The 20,215-nt window shown below is 71.2% G+C and carries 22 protein-coding genes and 1 pseudogene; 3 read left to right on the forward strand and 20 right to left on the reverse strand.

Annotation, left to right across the window (positions count from 1 at the left end):
• Window positions 1-24: 24 nt before the first annotated feature.
• The 8 genes and pseudogenes from HDC93_RS11685 to HDC93_RS11720 all read right to left on the reverse strand — a co-directional run bounded on the left by HDC93_RS11685 (window position 25) and on the right by HDC93_RS11720 (window position 7,758).
• A complete protein-coding gene (locus HDC93_RS11685; RefSeq protein ID WP_185009886.1) occupies window positions 25-600 on the reverse strand; it encodes a TetR/AcrR family transcriptional regulator in 576 nt (191 codons plus the stop codon).
• 149 nt (window positions 601-749) lie between these two features.
• On the reverse strand, window positions 750-1,775 hold the full coding sequence (locus tag HDC93_RS11690; protein ID WP_185009888.1) for a LacI family DNA-binding transcriptional regulator: 1,026 nt from the start codon (window positions 1,773-1,775) through the stop codon (window positions 750-752).
• A 285-nt stretch (window positions 1,776-2,060) separates the two neighbouring features.
• Window positions 2,061-2,465: a VOC family protein gene (locus tag HDC93_RS11695; protein ID WP_185009890.1), complete on the reverse strand. Its 405-nt coding sequence runs from the start codon at window positions 2,463-2,465 to the stop codon at window positions 2,061-2,063.
• Between the two features lie 73 nt (window positions 2,466-2,538).
• On the reverse strand, window positions 2,539-3,555 hold the full coding sequence (locus tag HDC93_RS11700) for a 1-aminocyclopropane-1-carboxylate deaminase (protein ID WP_185009892.1): 1,017 nt from the start codon (window positions 3,553-3,555) through the stop codon (window positions 2,539-2,541).
• A 48-nt stretch (window positions 3,556-3,603) separates the two neighbouring features.
• A complete protein-coding gene (locus tag HDC93_RS11705) occupies window positions 3,604-4,245 on the reverse strand; it encodes a GntR family transcriptional regulator (RefSeq protein ID WP_185009894.1) in 642 nt (213 codons plus the stop codon).
• A gap of 104 nt (window positions 4,246-4,349) precedes the next feature.
• Window positions 4,350-4,667 (reverse strand): annotated as a pseudogene (locus tag HDC93_RS11710) (TROVE domain-containing protein); the annotation flags it as partial.
• Between the two features lie 73 nt (window positions 4,668-4,740).
• The gene (locus HDC93_RS11715; protein WP_185009896.1) at window positions 4,741-6,186 is read right to left on the reverse strand and encodes an alkaline phosphatase PhoX; all 1,446 of its coding nucleotides are present in this window, start codon (window positions 6,184-6,186) and stop codon (window positions 4,741-4,743) included.
• 153 nt (window positions 6,187-6,339) lie between these two features.
• Window positions 6,340-7,758: a hypothetical protein gene (locus HDC93_RS11720; RefSeq protein WP_185009899.1), complete on the reverse strand. Its 1,419-nt coding sequence runs from the start codon at window positions 7,756-7,758 to the stop codon at window positions 6,340-6,342.
• Between the two features lie 312 nt (window positions 7,759-8,070).
• On the opposite strand from HDC93_RS11720, the gene HDC93_RS11725 reads away from it, so the two are divergent.
• Window positions 8,071-9,900: an endonuclease/exonuclease/phosphatase family protein gene (locus HDC93_RS11725; RefSeq protein WP_185009901.1), complete on the forward strand. Its 1,830-nt coding sequence runs from the start codon at window positions 8,071-8,073 to the stop codon at window positions 9,898-9,900.
• A 46-nt stretch (window positions 9,901-9,946) separates the two neighbouring features.
• On the opposite strand, the gene HDC93_RS11730 is transcribed toward HDC93_RS11725, so the two are convergent.
• From HDC93_RS11730 to HDC93_RS11740, 3 genes are all read right to left on the reverse strand, one after another.
• Window positions 9,947-10,627, reverse strand: a complete 681-nt coding sequence (locus HDC93_RS11730; RefSeq protein WP_185009903.1) for an antibiotic biosynthesis monooxygenase — start codon at window positions 10,625-10,627, stop codon at window positions 9,947-9,949.
• 491 nt (window positions 10,628-11,118) lie between these two features.
• A complete protein-coding gene (locus HDC93_RS11735; RefSeq protein WP_185009905.1) occupies window positions 11,119-11,484 on the reverse strand; it encodes a DUF3618 domain-containing protein in 366 nt (121 codons plus the stop codon).
• The gene (locus HDC93_RS11740) at window positions 11,481-11,900 is read right to left on the reverse strand and encodes a phage holin family protein (RefSeq protein WP_185009907.1); all 420 of its coding nucleotides are present in this window, start codon (window positions 11,898-11,900) and stop codon (window positions 11,481-11,483) included. Before HDC93_RS11740 ends, HDC93_RS11735 begins: the two co-directional genes overlap by 4 nt.
• Before the next feature lie 168 nt (window positions 11,901-12,068).
• On the opposite strand from HDC93_RS11740, the gene dapA reads away from it, so the two are divergent.
• Entirely contained in the window at window positions 12,069-12,995 is a 927-nt protein-coding gene (gene dapA, locus HDC93_RS11745) for a 4-hydroxy-tetrahydrodipicolinate synthase (RefSeq protein ID WP_185009909.1), read from the forward strand.
• Here the strand turns inward: dapA and HDC93_RS11750 are convergent, their stop codons facing one another.
• The 5 genes from HDC93_RS11750 to HDC93_RS11770 form a co-directional block, all read right to left on the reverse strand.
• Window positions 12,996-13,193 carry a hypothetical protein gene (locus tag HDC93_RS11750; RefSeq protein WP_185009911.1) on the reverse strand — a complete coding sequence of 66 codons (198 nt, stop codon included), beginning with the start codon at window positions 13,191-13,193 and terminating at the stop codon, window positions 12,996-12,998.
• Window positions 13,194-13,611: 418 nt separating this feature from the next.
• Window positions 13,612-13,842: a hypothetical protein gene (locus HDC93_RS11755; RefSeq protein ID WP_185009913.1), complete on the reverse strand. Its 231-nt coding sequence runs from the start codon at window positions 13,840-13,842 to the stop codon at window positions 13,612-13,614.
• A gap of 116 nt (window positions 13,843-13,958) precedes the next feature.
• Window positions 13,959-14,948, reverse strand: coding sequence for a 2,3,4,5-tetrahydropyridine-2,6-dicarboxylate N-succinyltransferase (gene dapD / locus HDC93_RS11760; protein ID WP_185009915.1), 990 nt, complete (start codon window positions 14,946-14,948; stop codon window positions 13,959-13,961).
• A gap of 471 nt (window positions 14,949-15,419) precedes the next feature.
• Window positions 15,420-15,968, reverse strand: a complete 549-nt coding sequence (locus HDC93_RS11765; protein ID WP_185009917.1) for a TetR/AcrR family transcriptional regulator — start codon at window positions 15,966-15,968, stop codon at window positions 15,420-15,422.
• Window positions 15,968-16,288, reverse strand: a complete 321-nt coding sequence (locus tag HDC93_RS11770) for a multidrug efflux SMR transporter (protein WP_031105875.1) — start codon at window positions 16,286-16,288, stop codon at window positions 15,968-15,970. Before HDC93_RS11770 ends, HDC93_RS11765 begins: the two co-directional genes overlap by 1 nt.
• Window positions 16,289-16,469: 181 nt before the next feature.
• Here HDC93_RS11770 and HDC93_RS11775 point away from each other — a divergent pair, with 181 nt between their 5' ends.
• Complete coding sequence (locus HDC93_RS11775) at window positions 16,470-17,303, forward strand: AbfB domain-containing protein (protein ID WP_185009919.1); 834 nt, start codon at window positions 16,470-16,472, stop codon at window positions 17,301-17,303.
• A 58-nt stretch (window positions 17,304-17,361) separates the two neighbouring features.
• On the opposite strand, the gene HDC93_RS11780 is transcribed toward HDC93_RS11775, so the two are convergent.
• From HDC93_RS11780 to sufC, 4 genes are read right to left on the reverse strand one after another with little or no spacing between them, the layout of a single operon-like run.
• The gene (locus tag HDC93_RS11780) at window positions 17,362-17,694 is read right to left on the reverse strand and encodes a metal-sulfur cluster assembly factor (RefSeq protein ID WP_028809645.1); all 333 of its coding nucleotides are present in this window, start codon (window positions 17,692-17,694) and stop codon (window positions 17,362-17,364) included.
• Window positions 17,691-18,161, reverse strand: a complete 471-nt coding sequence (gene sufU / locus HDC93_RS11785) for a Fe-S cluster assembly sulfur transfer protein SufU (protein WP_185009923.1) — start codon at window positions 18,159-18,161, stop codon at window positions 17,691-17,693. The genes HDC93_RS11780 and sufU overlap by 4 nt, the downstream gene beginning before the upstream one ends.
• Before the next feature lie 15 nt (window positions 18,162-18,176).
• Window positions 18,177-19,433: a cysteine desulfurase gene (locus HDC93_RS11790; RefSeq protein WP_185009925.1), complete on the reverse strand. Its 1,257-nt coding sequence runs from the start codon at window positions 19,431-19,433 to the stop codon at window positions 18,177-18,179.
• Window positions 19,430-20,215, reverse strand: a complete 786-nt coding sequence (gene sufC / locus HDC93_RS11795; RefSeq protein ID WP_185009927.1) for a Fe-S cluster assembly ATPase SufC — start codon at window positions 20,213-20,215, stop codon at window positions 19,430-19,432. The genes HDC93_RS11790 and sufC overlap by 4 nt, the downstream gene beginning before the upstream one ends.

Here is a 20,215-nt window from a genome sequence, read left to right on the forward strand (position 1 = left end):
GCAGGGGGCGTCCGGCTCACCGCGTCAGCGGCGCCCCGCGCCCAGCCCCTCCATCAGCAGCGTCAGATACCGCCGGAGGTGCCGGTCCTCCCCGGCGGCCAGTTCCGACGCGGTCGCCATCCCGTGAGCCAGCCGCAGCACGTCGCTCGGCTCGACGTCCGCCCGCAGTGTGCCCTCCTCCTGCGCCGCCCGGACCAGCCGCCCCGCCGCGGCCCTGACCGAGTCGCCGCAGGCCGTGTTCACGAGGGAGCCGGAGTCCGTGACGGCCGGGCCCAGCAGCGCCTTCAGCCCTCGCATCCGGATCATCCCGGCGCCCAGTTCGTACAGCCACTCCCCAAGCGCTGCGCCCGGCGGCAGTTCCTCCGCCAGCACACCGGCCCGGGCCGCGATCGCCTCGACACGGTCCAGATACGCGGCCTCCAGCAGCGCCTGCCGGGTCGGGAAATGCCGGTACAGCGTGCCGGAGCCGACCCCGGCACGCTTGGCGATGTCGTCGAGCGAGGCGCCCTCCCCGTGCTCGGCGAAGGCCTCCGCGGCGACCGTCAGCAACCGCTCGTGGTTGCGCCGGGCATCCGCCCGCATGGGCCTGACCTGCGCCACGCGACCACTCCTCCACGAACCGGGGACTTTCTCCGCACTCTACCGAGACGGCGAGCCGGCACCCCGCCCTGCGTCTTCATCGCCCAGCCACCGGGTACGGCCGCGTTGCGGAGGCCGTACCCAGCCGGACTCGGGCGGCGATCACCTGGTCAGGCGGAGTCGCGCACCACGAGTTCGGGTGTCACCCACGCGGCCGCGCCCCGCAGCGGCTCCTCGCCCGCGCGCAGTCGGGCCACCTGCTCCACGGCCAGCCGCCCCAGCTGCCGCTTGTCGATGTGCAGGGTGGTCAGGGCGGGTTCGACGAGCTCGCCCAGCGAGAGTCCGTCGAAGCCGAGCACGGCCAGGTCGCCCGGAACGCTCCGGCCACGCCGTCGCGCGACACGCATCGCCCCGACCGCGATCAGGTCGTTGAACCCGAAGACCGCGGTGACGTCGGGCCGCTGGGCCAGCAGCCGCTCCATGCCGGCCTCACCACCGGCGACGCTGTGCTCGGGGCACACCACGACCCAGTCCTCGTCGACCGGCAGTCCGAGCCGCCGTGTCTGCTGCACGAAGGCCTGTCTGCGGGGACCGGGGCCGTGCACACCGTCCAGCATGCCGATCCTGCGGTGCCCGGCGCGGAACAGGTGGCCCATGCCCTGCTCGACACCGGAGGCGGCGTCGATGCCCACGGCCGCGAACCGGGTCTGCTGCGGGCCGCGCTCCAGCAGCACCAGCGGCACGCCCCCGAGGTGCCGGGTGAGCACGTCGTCCGGGTCCTTGAAGTAGCCGACGACCGCGTCCGCCTGGTGGGAGAGCACGTCGAGCGCCTCACGCTCCCTGACCTCGTCGATCCGGGAGTCCCACACGACGACCTGCCAGCCACGCTGCTCGGCCGCCTCCAGCACCCCGGCGGCCACCTCGGGGAAGAACGGATTGCGCAGATCCGGGATGACCAGACCGGCCGTCACCGCGCCCTTCTGGACGAGTCCGCGCGCGAACCGGCTGGGCCGGTAGTCCAGGAGCCGCGCCGCCTCGAGGACCCGCTCCTTGGTGCCGGGGTCGATCTCACCCTTGTCGTTGACCGCCCGCGAGACCGTCTGACGCGACACCCCGGCGAGCCGTGCGACGTCGTGGATCGTGGCCCGGCGCCGGGCACCGTCGGACCGCTCTGCACGCTGATTGTCCGTCCACACGTCCAGCACTGTAGCCGCCCCCGAACCCTGCCCGGCAGGAGAAGCCGGACGGACGCCCTCCGCCACGGACGCCACCGCGCGCCCGCACCCGCGTACGGCGGGAAGGGGCCGTGTCGGGGGGTGTCCGCCCGCAGCGGTTGGCGCGTCAACGCCAGTCAGTCGGTAGGAAGGCCCATCGCGCCGTTCCGAGGACGGACACCCCCGTCGCGGCCCCGACCCACACCCAACGGTCAGGCGGAGCGCCCGCAGCCGGCGGATCACCCGGACCCGGCATCCACCGCCCCCTCACTCATCGAGCTCGGTGAACAGCGTCAGCTGAAGCGCACCCGGTGCTTCGAGCCGGGAGTTCAGGGAGTTCCACGGAGTGCGTGTCGGCTCGGCCACGATTTGGGCCCCCGCGGCGGCCAGTTTCGCCGTCGTGGCGACGGAGTCGTCCACCTGGAAGGCGACCCGGACGTGCCCGGCCACCCGCCGCCCCACCTCGACCTCGTCGATGAACGCGGCGTGGTTCGGGTCGGTCAGCTCCAGAGAGGCCCGCCCGGCGTCGAGGATCGTGACCCGTCCGTCCTCCGAGGCGAACGCGCCCTGCTCGGCCAGGCCGAGCACGTCCCGGTAGAAGTGCAGCGCGGCGTCGTAGTCCTCGGCGGTCACGACCAGGCGGAGTTCGCGGACGGCGGGCTGATCGGACATGGCGGCTCCTCCAGGACGTCGGCTGACCGGCACAACCCGAGGACCCGCCGGATGATTCCCCGCCCCCGGCAGGTCAGAACAACGCGCTGTACGCGTTCAGCGCCGGCTGCCCACCCAGATGGGCGTAGAGCACCGTGGCGTCGGAGCCGATCTCGCCCTTCGACACCAAATCGATCATCCCGGCCATGGACTTGCCCTCGTAGACGGGGTCGGTGACCATCCCCTCCGTCCGGGCGGCGAGCCGCATCGCCGCCAGGGTGGTCTCGTCGGGGACGCCGTAGACGCCCGCGTGGTACCGCTCGTCGAGTTCGACGTCGGACTCGGTCAGCTCGCGCTTCAAGCCGATGAGCTGTCCCGTGCGGTCGGCGATACGGGCGATCTGGCCGCGGGTCGCGGCCGGCTTCGCCGAGGCGTCGATGCCGAGCACGCGCCGGGCCCGCCCACCCGCCTCCTCCAGCGCGGCGAACCCGGCGACCATGCCGGCCTGGGTCGATCCGGTCACCGAGCACACCACGACGGTGTCGAAGAAGACGCCCAGCTCCCGCTCCTGCTCGGCGACCTCGTACGCCCACCCGGCGAAGCCGAGTCCGCCGAGCCGATGGTCGGAGGCCCCGGCCGGGATGGCGTACGGCTTCCCGCCGCCCTCCTCGACCTCCCTGAGCGCCCGCTCCCAGCTTTCCTTGAAGCCGATGCCGAACCCGGCCTTCACCAGCCGCACATCGGCCCCGGCGAGCCGGCTGATCAGGATGTTGCCGACCTTGTCGTACACGGCGTCGGGCCAGTCCACCCAGCTTTCCTGCACGAGAACGCACTTGAGCCCGGCCCGGGCGGCGACGGCCGCGACCTGGCGGGTGTGGTTGGACTGCACGCCGCCGATCGACACGAGGGTGTCGCAGCCCTGGGCGAGCGCGTCGGCGACGAGGTACTCCAGCTTGCGGGTCTTGTTGCCACCGTACGCCACACCGGAGTTGCAGTCCTCGCGCTTGGCCCAGAGAAAGGCGCCGCCGAGATGCGCGGTGAGCCGTTCCAGGGGGTGCACGGGCGAGGGCCCGAAGAGCAGGGGGTAACGCTCGTACGAGGAAAGGGACATGGTTCCTCCGGGTCGGTCTCGATCGATGCCGGCCAGCAGGGGCCGGCGTCAGTCGGCGAGCTCCTCCAGGCCTCGCCAGATCTCCGCCGTGACGAGGACCGCCCCGTCCACGTCACCGGCGGCACAGGTCTCGATCAGCCGCTCGTGCAACCCGGCCGAACGGCAGCTGCCGCCCTCACCGAAGCGCTGTCGCTCCAGGCGGCGGATGAGCGGGGTGTAGCGGGCGACGGTCGCGGCGGCGGCGCGGTTGCCGCTCACCCGGACGAGGACGTCGTGCAGTTCGTCGTCGGCCCGCAGCGCCGCGTCCACGTCTCCGGCGGACACGGTGGCGGCGAACCGCTCGTTGGCGGCGCGCATCGCCTCGATGTCCGCGGCCTCCAGCCGGGGCACGGCGACCCGTGTCACCAACTCGTGCATGGCGCCGACCACCGCGGCGGCGTCCCGGACGTCGGAAGCCACGAGCGGGGTCACCCGGGTGTGGCTCTGCGGCTTGCTCTCCAGCAGCCCCTCGCCCACCAGCCGGGAGAACGCGTCGCGCACCGGCGCCCGGGACAGCCCGAGCCGCTCGGCGAGCTCGGCGTCCCGCACCACCGCGCCGGGTTCGATCTCCCCGGCGACGATGGCGTCCCTGATCGCCTCGTACGCACGGTCCCTGAGCAGGGTCCGGGGCACGGGCCGGATGGCTTCCATGAACTGACATGTTAGATGTCAGTACGCCCTTCAACAAGGCCCGCGCACAGGACCACACACACAACCGCACGCAGAACGGCGCACAGAACCGTGGCCCGCACTCCCTACGCGGTGCGGGCCACGGTCTGTCCCTTCCCTCGGGCCACCCAGGGCCAGTCTGCGTCCCGGGAGGCCTCGATCAGCGGAACCATCCGGAAAGCGGCGTCCGGGAGGCCTCCGAACGTGTGCCGGTTACCCGGGCCCGACGGACCGTGGCCCGCCCGGTACCCGGCGGGGTTCCAGCTGTAGACCGGCACGTCGGCCGGGATCTGCTCGGCCGGGTCGCCCCGGTGGTGGTGCGTGCACTGCTCGTCGGTGACGATCAGCACCCGGTCGTGCTTCTTGTAGTGCCGGCGCACCGCCTCCGTGGTGTCGGTGCCGCCCTGAACCGTATGTCCAGCAGCAGGGGTCGTCCGCCGAACAGGACACCCCCACTCGTACGGGTGACTCGGTGTTCTACCGCTTCTGGCGCTTCCAGGGGCCGGTGATGGCGAGCATGATGCCGGGCGTCTGGATGTTGGCGTAGAGGGTCCGGCCGTCGGGAGAGAAGGTGACGCCCGTGAACTCGCTGTATTCCGGCGCCTCTTCGGTGCCGATGTTCAGCTCGTTGCGGGCGATCGGGTAGGTGCGTCCGCTGTCGGTGGCGCCGAACAGGTGCTGCACGCCTTCCCCGTCCTCGGCGATGACGAGGCCGCCGTACGGGGAGACGGTGATGTTGTCCGGACCGTCGAACGCACCGTCCTTCGACGGGTCGGGGTTCACTCCGAGCAGGACTTTGAGCGTCAGCGTGCGGCGCTTGGGGTCGTAGAACCAGACCTGGCCGTCGTGCCGGACCGGGCTCTCCTCACGGGCGTAGGAGGAGACGATGTAGGCACCGCCGTCGCCCCACCACATGCCCTCCAGCTTGCGGGCGCGGGTGACCTCGCCGTCCTTGAACTGCTTGCGCACGGGCGTGGTGCGGGCGTCGCGGTCGGGGACGTCCACCCAGTCGACGCCGTACACGGTGCCGATCTTCGTGGCGCGGGACAGGTCGTCGACGAACGTGCCGCCGGAGTCGAAGCACTTGGGCGCCTGGAGCACGCCGGCGTCGTCGGCGAGCCCCCGGAACTTCCCGGGGCCGTACTCGAAGCCGCGGGGCGGGGTCCAGCGGAAGAAGAGTCCGTTGGGGCCCGCGGCGTCCTCGGTGAGGTAGGCGTGGCCGCGCTTGGGATCGATGACGACGGCCTCGTGGTCGTAGCGGCCGAAGAACTTCAGCGGCTTGGGGCCGCGATTGGCGCGCCGGTCGCACGGATCGACCTCGAACACGTAACCGTGGTCCTTGGTCATGCCGTTGACGCCGGCCTTGTCGGAGTTCTCCTCGCAGGTGAGCCAGGTGCCCCAGGGGGTGGCGCCGCCCGCGCAGTTGGTGGAGGTGCCGGCGATGCCCACCCACTCGGCGACGCGTCCGTCGGGGCGCACCTCGACGACGGTGCAGCCGCCGGCGGCCGCGGGGTCGTAGACGAGGCCCTCGGTGAGCGGCACCGGGTGCTCCCACTTGGCGCGCGGGCCCTTCAGCTCGTGGTTGTTGACGAGCAGGGTGGTGCCGCGGGGGCCGTCGAAGGCGGCGGTGCCGTCGTGGTTGGACGGCGTGGTCTCGCCGGACTCCAGCTTGGTCTTGCCGCTGTACGTGATGACCCGGTACGCGAAGCCGGCGGGCAGGGCGAGGATGCCCTCGGGGTCCGGGACGAGCGGCCCGTAGCCGACTCCGTGCCGGGCGTCCGACGCCTGGTCCCCCGCGCTGCCGGTGTCGTCGGAGGCGAGGGCGTTCGGCGCGGTGGCGAGGGCGCCGACACTGCCCGCCAGCGCGACACCGGCACCGGTGATCGCGGAGTTTCTGGCGAAGTCCCTACGGGTGAGCGACATGGTGTCTCCTGTGACGGTGGATATGCCGTGGAGGGTGGCGGACCTCGTTCGGCGAAACCGTCCCGCTCATCCGTGAACACCAGTTGAACAACGCCCTGGGGGCGCGGGGAACTGCGCGAGAAGCCACAACACACCCGCACCCGCGATACGAGGTCAGCGCCCCTGCTGCGACCGAGCCTTGAACGCCGCCTTCCGCGCTTCCTTCGCCACCTTCTTGTCGGGATGCAACCGCCCCATGGCCTCCAGCACATCGGCGGTCGCGGGATGATCGACCCGCCACACAGCCTCGAAGAACCCACCGTGCTGCTGCGCAAGCCCCTGCACCAAGGCCCGCAGCTCCTCGGAATTCCCTTCCGCGGCGAGCTGAGCGGCCACCGTGTCGATGGTCAGCCAGTACACCATCGCCTCGGACGGCGCGGGCACATCCACCGCGCCGTTCTCGGTCAGCCACACCCGCGCGAGCCCGCCCAGTTCGGCGTCGTCGAGCACCTCCCGCAGTGCGGGCTCGGCCGTGGACCCCACCAGCGACAGGGCCTGCTGGCACCGCAGCCGCCGCAGCGGCGCCCCGGCGTCGGAGCCCCGGGCCGCGGCGAGCAACTCCCGCGCCGCGCCGAGCGGCTCCCGCCGCCGGAGCCACTGCTCGGTCTCGGCCTGCGCGGCACCGGGCGGGAACTCCGCAGTGCCGTCCAGCAGCACGTCGGCGCCCTTGTCGGTGAGGTCCCCGACGGCCGGCGCCTCGAACCCGGCCTCCATCAGCCGTGCGCGCATGCCGTACAGCCCGAGCGGGGTGAGCCGGACCAGGCCGTACCGGGAGACGTCGGTGTCGTCGACGGGCGCCGCGGGCTCCTCGTCGGCGTCGGCCATGAGCGCCTCGTCGACCGGCTGGTACGCGACGAACCCCACCGGCTCCAGCATCCGGAACTGGTCGTCCAGCCGCATCATGGCGTCGGACACCTGCTCCAGGACGTCGTCGGTGGGCTCTCCCATGTCGCTGGGCACGATCACCGAGGCGGCCAGGGCCGGCAGCGGCACCGGGGCGCCGTCGGGCGTGTCGTCGCCGGCGGTCAGCAGATAGAGGTTACCGAGGACGCCGTCGAGGAATTCGGCCTCGGCCTCGGGGTCCCAGTCGAGGGAGGAAAGGTCGACCTCGCCGTCCTCGTGCACGAGCCCGTCCAGGTCGGGCACGCTCGCGTCGGCGAGCACGGTCTCCACGGCGGCGAGCCACACGGCGAGCACGTCGCGCGGGGAGCCACCGGTGAGCAGGGCCAGGTCCTCACCGGCCGTCACGGTGCCTTCCTCCTCGTCGACGACCTCGACGAGTCCGGCGTCCACGGCCACCCGCCACGCCTCGCTCGCGTCGGCGGCGGCGTCGTCCCCGCTCAGTCCGAGCGCCTCGACGGCCGCGGGCAGCTGCTCGTCGACGAGCCCGCCCCCGGCGTCGACACGGGTGTCCGGCCCGGCCCAGCGGGCGAGCCGGGCAGCCCGGGACAGCAACGGCGTGGACAGGGCGTAGCGCGCCAGCTCCGCTTCGGGGTGCAGCCGCACCGGCGGCAGGGGGGAGCTGTCTGACATCGGCTGTTTCTCCTAGGGCGCCTCATACGACTCAGCCGCTCAGCCTAGACGGATTTCCACCCATGCCGCCCACTTCATCTCCCCGTCAGACGCCGTACATGGCCGAAACCTTGACAAGTGACATGAACAGGCTGGAGATTGACGCGCGTAGAAGTCGGCGGACACTTGTTCACCGGGCCGGCCCCACCCGGTCCGCCCGTCCCCTCCCTCTACGCGCGTCATCGCATCCGCCCCACAGGTAGCGACAGCCAGCCATTCCACACGTGTCCGCCCTCGTCCCGGCGCCCTGTCACGTCCCCGGAGGGAATTCCGTTGCCGAGCAAGTCGTCCGCGCGTCTCGCCGCGCTCACCGTCGCCGCCGCGTGTTCCGCGGCATCCACGATCGTCCTCACCAGCCCCGCGCACGCGGAGTCGGTCCGCATCCACGACATCCAGGGCAGCACCCGGATGTCCCCGTACGCCGGCCGGCAGGTGACGGACGTGGCCGGAATCGTCACCGGCATCCGGACCTACGGCTCCTCCCGCGGCTTCTGGATCCAGGACCCGAACCCGGACGCCGACCCCGCGACCAGCGAGGGCGTCTTCGTCTTCACCGGCTCGGGCCCGAAGGGGGTCGCCGTCGGTGACTCCGTCACGGTCGCCGGCACGGTCGCGGAGTACGTCCCCGGCGGCGCGACCTCCGGCAACCAGTCGCTGACGGAGATCACCAAGCCGACGACCACGGTCGTCTCCAGCGGCAACGCGCTCCCGGCCGCCACGGCGATCACCTCGCGCTCGGTCCCTGCCGCCTACGCGCCGGCCGGCGACACCGCCGCGAACGGCTCGGTCAACGCGCTCCCGCTGAAGCCCTCGAAGTACGCCCTGGACTACTACGAGGCGCTGGAGGGCATGTCCGTACGGGTGACCGACACCCGCGTCGTCGGCGCCACCGACCCGTACACCGAGCTCTGGGTGACGGTGAAGCCGCACGAGAACCGCAACCGCCACGGCGGCACGGTCTACGGCTCCTACGACGACCAGAACTCGGGCCGCCTCCAGATCCAGTCCCTCGGCGCGACGGCGGAGTTCCCCAAGGCGAACGTGGGCGACACCCTCGCCGGCACCACCGCGGGCCCCCTGGACTACAACCAGTTCGGCGGCTACACCCTGGTCGCGAGCGAGCTCGGCACCCTGAAGAGCGCGGGACTTGAGCGCGAGACGACCCGCAAGCAGCGCTCCTCCGAACTCGCGGTCGCCACCTACAACGTCGAGAACCTCGACCCGACCGACGACACGTTCGCCGCCCACGCCTCGGCGATCGTGCACAACCTGAAGTCGCCCGACATCGTGTCCCTGGAGGAGATCCAGGACAACAACGGCGCGAAGAACGACGGCACGGTCGCCGCCGACCAGACGCTGACCAAGCTGATCGACGCGATCGTCGCGGCCGGCGGCCCGAAGTACGACTGGCGCTCGATCGACCCGGCGGACAACACCGACGGCGGCGAGCCGGGCGGCAACATCCGCCAGGCCTTCCTGTTCAACCCGGAGCGGGTCTCCTTCGCGGATCGCCCCGGCGGCGACGCCACCACGGCCACCGCCGTGACGAAGATCCGCGGCAAGGCGCACCTCACTCTCAGCCCCGGCCGCATCGCCCCCGCCGACGAGGCCTGGAAGAGGAGCCGCAAGCCGCTGGCCGGCGAGTTCGTCTTCCGCGGCCGCACGGTCTTCGTGATCGCCAACCACTTCAACTCCAAGGGCGGCGACCAGGGTCTGACGTCCCAGTACCAGCCGCCGTCCCGCAGCTCCGAGACGCAGCGCCACCAGCAGGCCACCCTGGTGAACGCCTTCGTCAAGGACATCCTCGACACCCAGAAGAACGCGGACGTCATCGCGCTGGGCGACATCAACGACTTCGAGTTCTCGAAGACCGCTCAGCTCCTCGAGGGCCGCGGCGAACTCTGGTCGGCGGTCAAGTCGCTCCCCCGCAGCGAGCGTTACTCGTACGTCTACCAGGGCAACAGCCAGGTGCTCGACCAGATCCTGGTCAGCCCGTCGATCCGCCGCGACTGCGACTTCGAGTACGACAGCGTGCACGTCAACGCGGAGTTCAACGACCAGATCAGCGACCACGACCCGCAGGTCCTGCGCTTCCGTCCGTGACACCCCGTGGGGCCGGCCGGGCTTTCCCGGCCGGCCCCACGCATGCTCAACCCGGAATCAGCCCCAGAGCGTGCTGGTACCGGCTGCCGGTCCTCCCCTTCACCCCCGGATACGTGCGCACCCGCTCCCACGCCTCGCTCGACGGGGCGGCCAGCACCCGGTCGTAGGCTTCGGCACTCTCCCACTCCGCGTAGTTCAGTACGTGCGCGCCATCCGTACTCACGTGGAAGTGCGCGGAGACCAGCCCGGCATGCCCCTCCGGGTCGTCGCCCAGGGCCTTCACCACGAGATCGACCCACTCCTCCCGGCGCTCCTCAGCCTCGAAGTCGACCCGCACGGTGACGATCAGCCCCGGCACCCTGGCATCTCCCACGGCGCGCTCCCGGCTCCGGTACCTCCGGTACCGCCCGAGCCCGACCCGCTCGATGCCCGGTACGGCGGTGTCGATCTCGTCGACGCGCTCCTGCCGGTGGACCTTCACGAACGACTCGTAGGCGTGCTCGCCGGTCCACTGCGAGTAGTGCATCAGGGTGGACCCGTCATGCCCCGCGTACACGTGATACCCCAGCAGATCCCTGGCGGGCCAGGGCCGCCGCTCCCAGGTACGCCCGACGGCCTCCACCGTCAGCCGCTGCCGCTCGGGGGTGCCCACCCGCCATGTGCTGAAGAAGGGAGCACCGACGCGGGGGTCGGCGAGGCCGGGGTGCTGCTCGGTTCGACGGCTCATGAACACTCCAGTCGTAGCGCCGGTCACGAACACACCCCACCTTCCAACCTCGACCAAGCTTGAGGTCAAGAGGCGACCGAACGACTCGGCGCAACAGCTGGGGCGGGGCGGGTCCGCAGCCCGGCATAGCGGGGTGCCGCTGCGCCCACCCATGCCGCCCCCAGCGGCACGCATGCCCGCAGCTGGGCGGCAGCGCGTGCCCACAGCTGGGCGGGAGCGCGTGCCCGCAGCTGAGACCTCCCGCACCCGCGTACGGCGAGAAGGGGCCGTGTCGGGGGGTGTCCGCCCGCAGCGGTTGGCGCGTCAACGAACAGTCAGTCGGTGTGGCACCCCATCGCGCCGTTCCGAGGACGGACACCCCCCGGCGCGGCCCCGACCCACACCCCACGCGAAGGCGAAACGCACGCGCACCCCCACCCGGAGGTCAGGCGAAACGCACGCGCACCCCCACCCGGAGGTCAGGCGAAACGCACACCCACCCCCACCCGGCGTCAGCGATGCCCGTGCGCATGCCTCCACCGCAACACCCCGACAGCCACCACGGCCCCCGCCGCCCCGGCCACCAGCACCGGCTTGCGATGTCGCAGCCCGGCCTGGACCACGGTCTGCACCGGCCGGGGCCCCGTATGCGTCGCCCTGTCGTGCACGGAGTGCCCCGCCTGCGCGGCGCTGCTCCGCAACTGCACCGTCATCGCCCCGGCCTTGTCCCGCAGATCAGCCGCCCGCGCCCACGCACGGCCCTTCACGTCCACTTTCCCCGCCAACTCCTCCACCGTGTTGCCCAGTTCACTACGGGTCCGCTCGATCTGCCGCCGCAGCTCATCGGGCCCCTTCGCCCCACCCGTCGCGTCCGTCATCGATGCACCCTCTCCTTGATCGCCTCCACGTCCGCCCTGACACTCCCGAGAGCCTGCTCGGGCGTAGGCGGCGTGGCCCGCCGCAGCTGCGTCCGCCCGGTCGCCGCCAGCACGGCCGCGATCACGAACAGCACCCCCGTCACGATCAGCGCCGCGGCCCACACCGAAAGCACCAGCGAGAGCGCCGCGACACCCGCGCCGGACAGAACGAGCAGCCCGGCGTACGCGACGGCGCCCGCCGCCCCGAGCAGCCCGCCGCCGCGCCCCGCACGCCGCCCCTTCTCGGCCAGCTCCTCCTTGGCGAGGGCCACTTCCTGCCGCATGAGCGTGGAGAGCTGCTCCGTGGCCTGCCCGACGAGCTCACCCACGGAGCGGCGCTCGTCGTGCACGGCCCGATGATCGATGGTCCCGGTCACGGTTCCGCCTCCTCCCGAAGTCAGGACCACCCGAGTACCCGAACGGCCCCGCGGCTACCCCGGCGAAGACGACTACACGCACCGTGAGTCAATCATGAAGCGTTGCTTACCAACGCTCGGTAGTAAAATTAAGTGGAGCTACACATATCTCGGGCCGAGACTACCCCCATGACCACACCGCCATCACCGCCATCACCGCAACAACCGCCACCCACACCCCTCCTCGGCCGCACCCTCTGCGCCATGATCACCCCCTTCACCCCGTCCGGAACCCTGGACCTCGACGGCGCCCAGCACCTCGCCACCCACCTCGTGGCGAACGGCTGCGACGGCCTGGTCCTCTCCGGCACGACGGGCGAGTCCCCCACCACCACGGACGCCGAGAAGTCGGCCCTCGTGGCCGCCGTGAAGGAGGCGGTGGGCGACCGGGCGCAGGTCGTCACCGGCGTCGGCACCCCCGACACCCGGCACACCACAGAACTGGCCCGGGAGGCCGAGAAGGCGGGCGCGGACGGCCTGCTGGTGGTGCCGCCGTACTACAGCAGACCCCCGCAGGACGCGATCGAGGCCCACTTCCGGGAGATCGCGGACGCCTGCGAACTCCCGCTCATGCTCTACGACATCCCGGTCCGCACCGGCATCCGCATCGAACCGGAGACGATCCTCCGCCTCGCCGACCACCCCAGGATCGTCGCGGTCAAGGACTGCTCCCAGGACTTCCTGGGCGCCCAGAAGGTACTGGCCCGCACCGCCCTGGCTTACTACGCGGGCTGCGACGAACACAACCTCGCGCTGTACGCCGTCGGCGGCACGGGCTACGTCAGCACGGTCGCCAACGTGATCCCCACCCACCTGCGAGCGGTCCTGGACGCGTTCGACGCGGGCGACACGGCCCGGGCGGCCCGCCTGCAGCAGCAGGCGATCCCCCTCATCGAGGCGATCATGTCGGCGGGCCTGCCGGGCACCGTCACGGTCAAGGCGCTCCTCGACGAACTGGCCCTCCCCGCGGGCCCGGTCCGCAGCCCCCTTCGGCCCGCCGACCGCGGCACGACCGACGAACTGCTCGCGCTCCACGCACACCTGGCCGACGGATGATCACCGCTCCGCGAAGACCGGCTCCCACCGCCCCTTGGTGTTGTCCTTGGGCGACCGGAAGTCGCTGAGCGGGATCGTCTTCTCATCACCGATGGTCACCAGGACCAGCCGCTGGTGGAACTCGTTCCCGTCCCGGCCGATGTCCCAGGCGACGAGCGAGTGCCCGTCGGCCCAGGCGAGCAGTTGCTGCCCGCGCACCTCCCGCTGCTTCCCGGTGCGGGCGTCGAGGACGAAGGACGACGTCTTCCACTTCCGCCCCGCGAACTGAGCCGCCCGTCGGGCGACACCCCCGCGTCCACGGTCCAGTCCCGGTACCGTTCCAGCGCGGGCGGGGCCACTTCCCTGCCGGTGAAGTCGTAGAACTTCTCGCCGGGTTCGGTGGGCATTGCGGACCAGGCGAGACGCCCGTCGCGGGTGAACGCGAAGTCCCGGCGGGAGTTGAGGAACGCGCCGGGGTTGTGCGCGCCCCCGCCGACCTCCACCCCGGCCCAAGACGCGGGAAAGAAGGACGGGATACAAGAACGGGAAACGGAGTCCGGAGAACACAAGCGGGACGGCCCGCACCGCAGTCCCCTGCGGCACGGGCCGTCCCGTCCGGCCTGTCTGCTCCGCCCGTTCAGTTCCAGGCGTACCCGTCACCGAACAGCAGCGTGTGCTCCAGCACGTCCTCCGCCGGGTCGTCGATCTGACCGACGTTGACGTTGATCAGACCGACCCGGTGGCCGTTGTGCGAGCCGGTGTTGGTCTCGTCGGCGTGCGCGGCTCCCGCGGGGAGCCAACACACCGCCAGCGCCGCGACCACCCCGGCCAGCCGGGCCGCCCCGGCCCGTCCCCGCTTGTTCCTCATACCCCGGTCCTCGTCTCGTCGGTTCGGCGTCTGATCGGACACTGCGTCCACCCGTTCATCTGCCAAAACCATCGCGAGGTCACGCCGGGTCACCCGTACGGGAAGGCCCGGGGCCGTCAGTTGTGGCTGTGGAGGATCTCGTTCAGGCCGCCCCACACCGCGTTGTTCGGCCGGGCCTCAACGGTGCCGGTGACCGAGTTGCGGCGGAAGAGGATGTTGGAGGCTCCGGACAGCTCGCGGGCCTTGACGATCTGGCCGTCGGGCATGGTGACGCGGGTGCCGGCGGTGACATAGAGGCCGGCCTCGACGACGCACTCGTCGCCGAGGGCGATGCCCACGCCCGCCTCGGCGCCGATCAGGCAGCGCTCGCCGATGGAGATGATGACGTTGCCGCCGCCGGAGAGGGTGCCCATCGTGGAGGCGCCGCCGCCGATGTCCGAGCCGTCGCCGATCACGACACCGGCGGAGATGCGGCCCTCGACCATCGAGGTGCCGAGCGTGCCGGCGTTGAAGTTGACGAAGCCCTCGTGCATCACGGTGGTGCCCTCGGCGAGGTGGGCGCCGAGGCGGACCCGGTCGGCGTCGGCGATCCGGACGCCCTTGGGGGCCACGTAGTCCGTCATGCGCGGGAACTTGTCGACGGAGGTCACCTGAAGGTGCAGGCCCTCGGCGCGGGCGTTGAGCCGCACCTTCTCGAGGTCGTCGACGGCGACCGGGCCGAGCGAGGTCCAGGCGACGTTGGCGAGGAAGCCGAAGATGCCGTCCAGGCTCTGCCCGTGCGGCTTGACCAGGCGGTGGGAGAGCAGGTGCAGGCGCAGGTAGGCGTCGTGCGCGTCGATCGGCTTCTCGTCGAGCGAGGCGATGACCGTGCGGACCGCGACCACCTCGACGCCCCGGCGGGCGTCCGGGCCGATCGCCGCGGTCGCGCCACCGCCGAGCAGCTCCGCGGCACGTTCGGCGGACAGCCGCTCGGTGCCGGACGGGCCGGGCTGGCCGGCCAGCTCGGGCGCGGGGAACCAGGTGTCGAGAACGGTGCCGTCGGCGGCGATCGTGGCGAGGCCGGCGGCCACCGCGCCGGTGGTGCGAGGAGCAGTCGTGTCGGTCATGAGGGCAACCTAACCGGCGGACGCCGATGGATGCGAACCGGTGCGGGGGCGTCTCACGGGACGGGCGGTATCCACCCCGGCGAAGACCCCCTCAACAGCACGGACATCCATCCGGGGGCGCCCCGCTCGCGGACGCCCCGGCCGGACCGGTCCCGCCTCGAAGCGCCCCCTGCGGATGCCCCCCGGCCATGGCCTCCGGGGCACGACTCACTCACGAACGCCCGACCGTACGGGCCCCGCCCGGGTACGCCTCGCCCCCAGCCCGACCCCTGCGCGCCCCGCCCCAGCCCGACCCGTGCACGCCCCGCCCCAGCCCGACCCGTGCACGCCCCGCCCCAGCCCGACCCGTGCACGCCCCGCCCCAGCCCGACCCGTGCACGCCCCGCCCCCAGCCCGACCCGTGCACGCCCCGCTCACGGACGGCCCCACCGGACGGGCGCTCACCCCGGAACGCCCGAACGCACCCCGCCCTCACCCGCCCGCCCCCGCGAGCACCCGCCCGAGCACCCCCCGCGCGTACTCCTCGTCATACGGCACCCCCGTCAGCAGCACCTGCAGGCAGATGCCGTCGACGACCGCCACCAGCGCCCGCGCGGTCACCGGATCCGTGTGCCGGGACAGCAGCTCGGCGACGCCCTCGGCCCACTCGGCGGCGACGGGCCGCAGGGCGGGCCGGCGCAGCGCGGCCAGGTACAGCTCGTACTCCAGCTCCACCCCCGTCCGGTCGCCCGCGAGCCACTCCCCCATCCACGCGGCGAGTTCGGCGGCCAGATCGGTGCCCGGGGCCTCCAGGCCGCCGCGCGAGGCGACCACCTTGGCGAAGCCCTCGTTGGCCTGCCGCAGCGCGGCGACCAGCAGCTCGTCGAGGGTCTTGAAGTGGTACGTCGTCGAGCCGAGCGGCACATCGGCCTCGGCGGCCGCACTGCGGTGGCTCAGCCCGGCGATCCCCTTCGCTCCGACGACCCGGATCGCCGCGTCGATGATCCGCTGGCGCCGCTCGGGGTCGTAGCGCCGGGCCATCAGTGGGCTCCGCCCAGGTTCAGCACCACGACCCCGACGATGATCAGCGCGATGCCGGCGGCCTTGGCGACGGTCATGCCCTCGCCCATGAACGCGATCCCGATCGTGGCGATGGCGGCGGTGCCGACTCCGGCCCAGATGGCGTAGGCCGTGCCGACCGAGACGGTCTTCAGGGTCTGCGCGAGCAGCGCGAAGGAGACGACGTAGCCGAGGACCGTGAGCAGCGACGGTCCGAGCCTGCTGAAGCCGTCGCTGTACTTCATGGCGGTGGTCGCACCGACTTCGGCGGCTATGGCCCCGGCCAGCAGCAGATATCCCATATGTACGAGCGTACACACTACGTGTACACCCGTACACAACGGCGCCTTGGATATCGGAGAGAAACCGCTCTCACCAAATGAGTCACAGGCGCCCCACCAGTCCACTACGGTGTCCACCGATCACACACCGGGCCACCACAACTGCGCCGCCGTCAAGGGCGCCCCGCCGGAGGAACAGCGCATGTCAGAACAGAAGTCCCGGCCGCCGCAGGACCGCCCCTGGGAGAGCGGCTGGGCCCCGGACACCACCCGGGCACCGGGCACGCGACGGCTCTGGCTCGCGGGCACGCTGGCTCTGGCCACGATCACCGCGTGCGTCACGGCCATCGCCGTGATGGACCGGGAGTCCGGTGAGCAGGACAACCGGGCGGCGGAGCCGACCACCCTGAGCAGTTCGGCACCGGGAGGCCTGATCTCCTTCGCGACCCCGTCCAAGGGCGGCGCCGAGAAGGCCGGCGCCGACCGCGCCGAGCCGTCCCCCACCCTCAGCACCAGCGCTTCGAGCGCCTCCCCGAGTCCGAAGCCCGGGAAGAAGGTCCCGAAGCCACCGCAGACGTCCCCGACCCCCTCGAAGCAGCCGAAGCCCCCGTCCACGCACGGCATATCCATACGCTCGGTCAACTTCTCCGACCGCTACTGGCGGGTGCGCGACGGCTATGTGCGCCTCGACCAGATCGGATCGGACCCCGAGCAGCGCGAGGACGCCACCTTCCAGCGCGTCGCCGGCCTCTCCGACTCCTCCTGCTACTCCTTCACCACCGCGGACGGCCGCTACCTCCGCCACCGCAGCTTCGTCCTGGTCGCCAACACCGACGACGGCTCGTCCCTCTTCCGCCAGGACGCCACCTTCTGCCCCCGCGTCTGGTCCCGGTCGGGAACGCTCACGCTGGAGTCGGTCAACTACCCGGGCCGCTACCTGCGCCACCGCAACTTCCAGCTCCGCCTGGACCCCTTCGACAACGGTCACCAGTTCTACGCGGACGCGTCCTTCCAGATCGTGTCCGGGCTGGACTGAGCACATGCGTGAGGGCGGCACCAGGTCCGGGTGCCGCCCTCACGTGCGTCGGTGGATCTCAGACGTTGAAGCCGAGAGCCCGCAGCTGCTCGCGCCCGTCGTCCGTGATCTTGTCGGGGCCCCACGGGGGCATCCAGACCCAGTTGATCCGCAGCTCGCTCACGAGGCCGTCCGTGGCGGACTTCGCCTGGTCCTCGATGACGTCCGTCAGCGGGCAGGCCGCCGACGTCAGGGTCATGTCGAGCGTCGCGATGTTCGCGTCGTCGATGTGAATGCCGTAGATCAGGCCGAGGTTGACGACGTCGATGCCCAGCTCGGGGTCGACCACGTCGTACAGCGCCTCACGGACCTCTTCCTCCGAGGCCGGCTTCATCTCAACGGTCTCGCTCATGCCGTCGTCTCCTTCTCGGCGTCGGCTCCGCCCAGTACCTGGGCCGTCGCGTCCTTCCAGGCCATCCAGCTCAGCAGGGCGCACTTCACCCGGGCCGGGTACTTGGACACCCCGGCGAACGCGACCGCGTCCTCCAGGATCTCCTCCATCGCGTCGTCGGGTTCGAGCTTCCCCTTGGACTGCATCAGCTCCAGGAAGGTCTCCTGGATCTGCCGCGCGTCGGAGAGGTCCTTGCCGACGAGGAGGTCGTTCAGTACGGACGCGCTCGCCTGGCTGATCGAACAGCCCTGGCCCTCGTACGAGACGTCCTCGATCGTGGTGCCGTCGTACTTCACGCGCAGCGTGATCTCGTCACCGCACGTCGGGTTGACGTGGTGCACCTCGGCGTCGCCATCCCGCAAGCCCCGCCCGTGCGGGTTCTTGTAGTGGTCCAGGATGACTTCCTGGTACATGGAGTCCAGTTTCACCGTTCAGCACGCCCCTCAGCCGAAGAAGTTCCGTACGTGCTCCAAGCCGTCGACCAGTGCGTCGATCTCGGCCGGCGTGGAGTACAGATAGAACGACGCTCGCGTGGTCGCAGGAATTCCGTACCGCAGGCAGACCGGCCGTGCGCAGTGGTGGCCGACCCGGACCGCGATGCCCTGCTCGTCGAGGACCTGGCCCACGTCGTGCGGGTGGATGTCCCCGAGGGTGAAGCTGATCGCCGCGCCGCGGTCCTCTGCCGTGGTCGGGCCGATGATGCGCAGGTCGGGGACCTCCGCGAACCGCTTCACCGCGTACTCGGTGAGGGCGTGCTCGTGGGCGAGGATCTTGTCCATGCCGATCGAGTTGAGGTAGTCGATCGCCGCGCCGAGACCGACCGCCTGGGCGATCGGGGGCGTGCCCGCCTCGAACTTGTGGGGCGCCGGGGCGTAGGTCGAGGAGTGCATGGACACCGTCTCGATCATCTCGCCGCCGCCGAGGAAGGGAGGCAGGTCCTCCAGCAGCTCCTGGCGGCCCCAGAGGACACCGATGCCGGTCGGGCCGCACATCTTGTGGCCGGTGAAGGCCACGAAGTCGGCCTGCAGGGCCTGTACGTCCAGCGGCATGTGCGGCGCGGCCTGGGAGGCGTCGATGCACACCAGCGCACCGACCTCCTGGGCGCGGCGCACGATCGCCTCGACCGGGTTCTGCGTGCCGAGGATGTTGGAGACCAGCACGAAGGACACGATCTTCGTCTTCTCCGTGATGACCTGGTCGATGTTCGACAGGTCGAGACGGCCGTCGTCGGTCAGGCCGAACCACTTCAGCTTCGCGCCCGTGCGCTGCGCGAGCAGCTGCCACGGCACGATGTTGGAGTGGTGCTCCATCTCCGTGATGACGATCTCGGTCTCGGAGTCCACGCGGTAGGGCTCGTCGGCCCAGCCCAGCATGTTCGCCACGAGGTTGAGCGACTCCGAGGCGTTCTTGGTGAAGATCACCTCGTCACGGCTCGGCGCGTTGATGAACTCCGCGACCTTGTCGCGCGCACCTTCGTACAGCGCCGTGGCCTCCTCGGCGAGCACATGCACACCGCGGTGGACGTTGGCGTTGTAGCGCTCGTAGTACTCGCTCAAAGCGTCCAGCACCTGGCGCGGCTTCTGGCTGGTCGCCGCGTTGTCCAGGTACACGAGCTTCCGGCCTTCGTGGACCTGACGGTCCAGGATGGGGAAGTCCTTGCGGATCGCCTCTGTGTCGAGGAGGCCCGGCAGCAATGTCACGCGGATGCGCCACCCTTCGTGTCGACTCCGTCGTGCTTCGCGTAGGCCTCGTAGCCCTCGTTCTCCAGCTTGTCGGCGAGCTCGGCGCCGCCGGACTCGACGATCCGGCCGCCGGAGAACACGTGCACGTGGTCGGGCTTGATGTAGCGGAGGATGCGCGTGTAGTGCGTGATCAGCAGCGTGCCGACCTCGCCCGTCTCGCGGACGCGGTTCACGCCCTCCGACACGACGCGCAGGGCGTCGACGTCCAGACCGGAGTCGGTCTCGTCGAGGATCGCCATCTTCGGCTTGAGGAGCTCCAGCTGGAGGATCTCGTGGCGCTTCTTCTCACCGCCGGAGAAGCCCTCGTTGACGTTGCGCTCGGCGAAGGCGGGGTCCATGTTGAGGCGCTCCATGGCCTCCTTGACCTCCTTGACCCAGGTGCGCAGCTTGGGGGCCTCGCCGCGGACGGCGGTGGCGGAGGTGCGCAGGAAGTTCGACACGGAGACACCCGGGACCTCGACCGGGTACTGCATCGCGAGGAACAGGCCGGCGCGGGCACGCTCGTCGACGGACATCTCCAGGACGTCCTCGCCGTCGAGGGTGACGGTGCCGCTGGTGATCGTGTACTTCGGGTGACCCGCGAGGGAGTAGGCGAGAGTCGACTTGCCGGAGCCGTTGGGGCCCATGATGGCGTGCGTCTCGCCCTGCTTCACGGTGAGGTCGACGCCCTTGAGGATCTCCTTCGTGGCGTTGTCGGCCTCGACGGTGACGTGCAGGTCTCGGATTTCAAGCGTTGCCAT

The organism is Streptomyces sp. AK010, assembly GCF_014207295.1.
In the GTDB taxonomy this organism is placed as follows: domain Bacteria; phylum Actinomycetota; class Actinomycetes; order Streptomycetales; family Streptomycetaceae; genus Streptomyces; species Streptomyces massasporeus.

What these genes read in the sequence shown, in the direction of transcription:
- HDC93_RS11695 (WP_185009890.1), bottom strand. Translation starts at nt 2,465, where the DNA reads ATGTCCGATCAGCCCGCCGTCCGCGAACTCCGCCTGGTCGTGACCGCC.
- HDC93_RS11700 (WP_185009892.1), bottom strand. Translation starts at nt 3,555, where the DNA reads ATGTCCCTTTCCTCGTACGAGCGTTACCCCCTGCTCTTCGGGCCCTCG.
- HDC93_RS11705 (WP_185009894.1), bottom strand. Translation starts at nt 4,245, where the DNA reads ATGGAAGCCATCCGGCCCGTGCCCCGGACCCTGCTCAGGGACCGTGCG.
- HDC93_RS11715 (WP_185009896.1), bottom strand. Translation starts at nt 6,186, where the DNA reads ATGTCGCTCACCCGTAGGGACTTCGCCAGAAACTCCGCGATCACCGGT.
- HDC93_RS11720 (WP_185009899.1), bottom strand. Translation starts at nt 7,758, where the DNA reads ATGTCAGACAGCTCCCCCCTGCCGCCGGTGCGGCTGCACCCCGAAGCG.
- HDC93_RS11730 (WP_185009903.1), bottom strand. Translation starts at nt 10,627, where the DNA reads ATGAGCCGTCGAACCGAGCAGCACCCCGGCCTCGCCGACCCCCGCGTC.
- HDC93_RS11735 (WP_185009905.1), bottom strand. Translation starts at nt 11,484, where the DNA reads ATGACGGACGCGACGGGTGGGGCGAAGGGGCCCGATGAGCTGCGGCGG.
- dapA (WP_185009909.1), top strand. Translation starts at nt 12,069, where the DNA reads ATGACCACACCGCCATCACCGCCATCACCGCAACAACCGCCACCCACA.
- HDC93_RS11755 (WP_185009913.1), bottom strand. Translation starts at nt 13,842, where the DNA reads ATGAGGAACAAGCGGGGACGGGCCGGGGCGGCCCGGCTGGCCGGGGTG.
- dapD (WP_185009915.1), bottom strand. Translation starts at nt 14,948, where the DNA reads ATGACCGACACGACTGCTCCTCGCACCACCGGCGCGGTGGCCGCCGGC.
- HDC93_RS11765 (WP_185009917.1), bottom strand. Translation starts at nt 15,968, where the DNA reads ATGGCCCGGCGCTACGACCCCGAGCGGCGCCAGCGGATCATCGACGCG.
- HDC93_RS11770 (WP_031105875.1), bottom strand. Translation starts at nt 16,288, where the DNA reads ATGGGATATCTGCTGCTGGCCGGGGCCATAGCCGCCGAAGTCGGTGCG.
- HDC93_RS11775 (WP_185009919.1), top strand. Translation starts at nt 16,470, where the DNA reads ATGTCAGAACAGAAGTCCCGGCCGCCGCAGGACCGCCCCTGGGAGAGC.
- HDC93_RS11780 (WP_028809645.1), bottom strand. Translation starts at nt 17,694, where the DNA reads ATGAGCGAGACCGTTGAGATGAAGCCGGCCTCGGAGGAAGAGGTCCGT.
- sufC (WP_185009927.1), bottom strand. Translation starts at nt 20,215, where the DNA reads ATGGCAACGCTTGAAATCCGAGACCTGCACGTCACCGTCGAGGCCGAC.